Consider the following 3,378-nt stretch of genomic DNA (forward strand, 5'->3'; position numbering starts at 1 on the left):
CGGTACGATCGCCAGCGCCACGCCGGCGGCCCCCTGCCAGGCCCGACCACCGCGCGCGTCCAGCCAGCCCAGCCAGCGCCGGAAGCCGTCGAAACGGCGCAGCGACGCGGCAGCGGCCGGGGCGACATGGCCAAGGGCCAGTGCCACCAACACGGCGACCAGGGTGGTGAACATGGCAGGTCTCCCTACGAGCAAGCGTTCGGCGTCGCTACCTTACCTGTCGCAGCGCCGCCGTCAGCGGTGAACCGTACTGTAACCGGCAGCGTGTTCAGGTGGCGGCAATGCTGGCGCCGCCGGACGCCGGCTGCTGGCGGTACCAATGCTCGATCAGGCCCCGCGAAATGGAGATCGGCGGTGATAGACGGATGCCTTCACCATCGTCCTCGACGTCACGTGCGAGGGCCGCGCCAACTTCCTCGGCACTGAACCAGCGCGCGTCTTCCAGCTCGCCGTCCACGGTCGGCACATCGTCCTGTGCCTGCGCACGGAAACCGATCATCAATGCACCCGGGAACGGCCAGGGCTGCGAGCCGAGGTACTGGCAGGCGGTCACCCGCACCTTGCTCTCTTCGTGCACTTCGCGCGCTACGGTCTGTTCGAAGGTCTCGCCCGGCTCGACAAAGCCGGCCAACACCGAATAGCGGCGCGGCGCCCAGTTGGACTGGCGGCCCAGCAACAGCCGTCCCTGGTTTTCCACGGCGACGATCACTGCCGGATCGACGCGCGGGTAGTGCTCGGTCGCGCACTGCGGGCAGCGGCCGACGAAGCCGCCACGGGCGAACGTCACGGCCGTGCCGCAGACGCCGCAGAAGCGGGTACGCGATTGCCAGTAGGACATGCCGCGGGCGTAGCTGAAGGCGGTCGCATCGGCCACGGTCCACAGCAGTGCGGCCTGGCGCAGATCGAGCCGGCGTGGCGCGGTGACGGTCACGCTGGCAGCTTCCACCGAGAACCACGCCTGCTCGCCACGCAGGCCGAGGAAGATCGCGACACCGGGCCCGCCACCGACATCAGCGCCGGTCAGCGCCAGCGGCTGGTCGTCATCACCGGTGAAGGCGGTGCCGTCCTGGTCCAGGACAAGAATGCGCGCATCGGGCCACAGGCGCGCCAGAGCATCGGCATCTTCGCGCATGGCATCGGCGCGCTCCAACGGTTCACCCACGAAGGCAAAACCGGAAAGCGGCGAAGGAGAAGTGAGCATCCAGCTAGCCTGCCGCCAATCGACGCGGGTGGCAAGGTCGGCGCTGTGCGCAATCTGCTGTTGTGGTTGCAGGAAAGGCCATCCACGCATGGCGTGGATCTACCGAAGGCACCGCGCGGGGCGACTGCCCCGCGCCCTGCTTACATGCTGAAACTGCTGCCGCAGCCGCAGGTGGTCTTGGCGTTCGGATTGCGGATCACGAACTGCGCACCAGTCAGGCTCTCGGTGTAATCCACCTCGGCGCCCATCAGGTACTGCAGGCTGAGCGGATCGACCAGCAGGGTGACCCCGCTGGTCTGCACCGCCAGGTCATCGCCGGCACGGTTCTCGTCGAACTCGAACCCGTACTGGAAGCCCGAACAGCCGCCACCCTCGATGTACACGCGCAACGACAGGTCGGGGTTGCCCTCGTCCTGGATCAGTTCCTTGACCTTGGCCGCAGCGGCCTCGGTGAAGTTCAGCGGCCGATCCAGCGACTGGTAGTCGGGCGCGGCGGCCGGCGTGGCGCCGGGGAGGGAGACGAGCGTGTTCATGGGCTCAGCATGGGGGCGCCGGCGATGGCTTTCAAGCCATCGCCTCGGCCAGCTTGCGCCGTGCCGCGGTGTCGCCCTTGCCGTCACCGGCGTCCTGGCTCTCCGGCGCTGGCAGGGCCTGCATCGGGGCGCTGGCATGGATCAGGCGGCCGTTCAGCTGGGCGCCCGCGTTCATTTCCACTACCTGGTAATGAACGTTGCCGTTGACCCGCGCACTCGGGGTCAGTTCGACCTTCTCGGTGGCATGCACGTCGCCGTCCAGGCGGCCACTGATGACCACCACCTGGGCGCGGATCTCACCCTCGATCACGCCATGCTCGGCGAGGGTCAGGGTCGCCGCGCTGGCGCCTTCCTGGGCAATCACCTTGCCGTGGATGCGACCTTCCACGTACAGGCCACCACTGAATTCCACATCGCCACGGATCACCACCTGGTTGCCGATCAGGGCATCCACCACCAGTTGGCCATCACGGCTGGATTTGCTGCTTCCGAACATCTGCCTACTCCCCTTTGCTGGCCGGTGCGCCGGCCTGTTTCCAGTCGAATACCTGCGTGGTGCCCCCCGCACCACTCCCCAATGTCACCTTCACCCGTTGCGGGGTGAAGTCAGCCGGCAGCATCACGCTGCCGGTGAGCTGCTGGAAGTACCGGAACGAGTAATCCTGTCCCGGCACCTTGCTGCGCTGGTGCAGCTCGTCCCAGCTGATGGTGGCCAGCTTGCCGTTCTTCACGCCTTCCACCGTGAAACGCATCTGCCCCTGGCTGATCGCGCCCCGGTTGAGGTTCTGGGTCAGCACCACGCTGTACTGCCAGGTGCCGGCCGATTCCGGGCTGAATTCAATCGAATGGGTGTTCAGGCCCTTGCGCTGGCTGGTCGAGCCCACCAGGCGTTCGTAGAAGGCGACGTCAGCACGCAGGCCGGCGATCTCTTCATCGCGCTCGGCCAGTGAAGACTGCACTTCGTTGTTGGCGGCGCGGCTGATGCGGTCCGACGCTTCCAGCGTGGCCTGCTTCTGCTGCAGCTCGGTCAACTGGGTCTGCAGGGTATCGGCGCGCTTCTCGGCAACTTGCACGCGCTGGCCCTGTTCACCGCGCGGCGCGCCCAGCAAGCAGCCACCCAGCACCGCAAGCACCAGGCTGAGCAGCCAGATGCCCGCGATCACCAGCAGGCGACGGCGGTCGGCAGGTGGTTGCGGGGCACCGGGAAGGCGTACCTGCACACGCATGGGAGGGCGGTTGTTCATGGGTAGTCTCCGTGGCATCGCAGTGGCGACGCCAGTACGGCCCCTGGGGCAAACGACGGGCTAGTGTATGACAGGAACGGCAGGTTTCCCCCGTGCCGGCCCGCACCGGGCGGTGGCATTCAGCCACTCCATCGTCGATAGTGTGGCACCCCGCACAGTTCCGCCGCCGGAGCCCGCCATGACCGAAGCCCACCTGTTCGTGATCGGCATCCTGCTGGCCTGGCTGGCCGGCATCCGCGTCTACCTCACCGTATTCGGCGTCGGCATTGCCGGCCTGCTCGGCTGGGTCGACCTGCCACCGGCACTGCAGGCCACCGAGTCGTGGTGGGTGCTGGGCACGTCGGCAGCGCTGGCCGTCGCCGAATTCTTCGCGGACAAGATTCCCGGCGTCGATTCAGCC

General features: G+C 67.3%; 5 protein-coding genes. 1 reads left to right on the forward strand and 4 read right to left on the reverse strand.

Translation table 11 applies throughout. The annotated features are described in order from the left end of the window. Positions 1–268: 268 nt before the first annotated feature. The 4 genes from nudC to DBR20_RS15840 all read right to left on the reverse strand — a co-directional run bounded on the left by nudC (position 269) and on the right by DBR20_RS15840 (position 2,978). Entirely contained in the window at positions 269–1,201 is a 933-nt protein-coding gene (gene nudC / locus DBR20_RS15825; RefSeq protein ID WP_108266832.1) for an NAD(+) diphosphatase, read from the reverse strand. 140 nt (positions 1,202–1,341) lie between these two features. Further along, positions 1,342–1,734 (reverse strand): iron-sulfur cluster insertion protein ErpA, encoded by a 393-nt coding sequence (gene erpA, locus DBR20_RS15830; RefSeq protein ID WP_025874631.1) that lies wholly within the window; start codon positions 1,732–1,734, stop codon positions 1,342–1,344. A gap of 31 nt (positions 1,735–1,765) precedes the next feature. Continuing rightward, positions 1,766–2,230 (reverse strand): polymer-forming cytoskeletal protein, encoded by a 465-nt coding sequence (locus tag DBR20_RS15835; protein WP_089237350.1) that lies wholly within the window; start codon positions 2,228–2,230, stop codon positions 1,766–1,768. A gap of 4 nt (positions 2,231–2,234) precedes the next feature. After that, a complete protein-coding gene (locus tag DBR20_RS15840) occupies positions 2,235–2,978 on the reverse strand; it encodes a DUF6776 family protein (RefSeq protein WP_108266833.1) in 744 nt (247 codons plus the stop codon). A 178-nt stretch (positions 2,979–3,156) separates the two neighbouring features. On the opposite strand from DBR20_RS15840, the gene DBR20_RS15845 reads away from it, so the two are divergent. After that, a partial coding sequence (locus DBR20_RS15845; protein ID WP_146187028.1) for a DUF4126 domain-containing protein occupies positions 3,157–3,378 on the forward strand: 222 nt, incomplete at its 3' end.

The sequence above is a fragment of the Stenotrophomonas sp. HMWF023 genome, assembly GCF_003060985.1.
Lineage (GTDB): Bacteria > Pseudomonadota > Gammaproteobacteria > Xanthomonadales > Xanthomonadaceae > Stenotrophomonas > Stenotrophomonas lactitubi.

Bases quoted from the DNA above. Each gene is read 5' to 3' on its own strand.
- nudC (WP_108266832.1), bottom strand. From the start codon at position 1,201: ATGCTCACTTCTCCTTCGCCGCTTTCCGGTTTTGCCTTCGTGGGTGAA.
- erpA (WP_025874631.1), bottom strand. From the start codon at position 1,734: ATGAACACGCTCGTCTCCCTCCCCGGCGCCACGCCGGCCGCCGCGCCC.
- DBR20_RS15835 (WP_089237350.1), bottom strand. From the start codon at position 2,230: ATGTTCGGAAGCAGCAAATCCAGCCGTGATGGCCAACTGGTGGTGGAT.
- DBR20_RS15840 (WP_108266833.1), bottom strand. From the start codon at position 2,978: ATGAACAACCGCCCTCCCATGCGTGTGCAGGTACGCCTTCCCGGTGCC.